Source organism: Massilia soli (assembly GCF_016809835.1).
GTDB classification, from domain to species: Bacteria; Pseudomonadota; Gammaproteobacteria; order Burkholderiales; family Burkholderiaceae_D; genus Telluria_A; species Telluria_A soli.
This window is the reverse complement of record NZ_JAFBIL020000033.1, coordinates 1-483: the sequence shown is the minus strand read 5'-3', so window position 1 is coordinate 483 and position 483 is coordinate 1. Positions and strand designations below refer to the sequence as shown.

General features: G+C 54.0%; 1 rRNA gene. It reads right to left on the bottom strand.

Going from position 1 to position 483, the window contains the following annotated elements:
• Window positions 1-483 (bottom strand): 23S ribosomal RNA (locus tag I4X03_RS23010); the annotation flags it as partial.

Here is a 483-nt window from a genome sequence, read left to right as displayed (position 1 = left end):
GCTTAGAGGCTTTTCTTGGAACCACTTCCGATTGCTTCGCAGCACAAGGCCGCTCGTCCCACTCCCTTGAATTACGCGCCCGGATTTGCCTAAGCGCCTTCTATGAAGCAGAAACTGACTATTCCAACAGTCAGACAACCTTCCGCGATCCGTCCCCCCATCGCATCATACGACGGTGCAGGAATATTAACCTGCTTCCCATCAGCTACGCATCTCTGCCTCGCCTTAGGGGCCGACTCACCCTGCTCCGATGAACGTTGAACAGGAAACCTTGGGCTTACGGCGTGGGGGCTTTTCACCCCCATTATCGCTACTCATGTCAGCATTCGCACTTCTGATACCTCCAGCATCCTTTACAAGACACCTTCACAGGCTTACAGAACGCTCTCCTACCATATCCTTGCGGATATCCGCAGCTTCGGTGACTGGCTTAGCCCCGTTACATCTTCCGCGCAGGACGACTCGATCAGTGAGCTATTACGC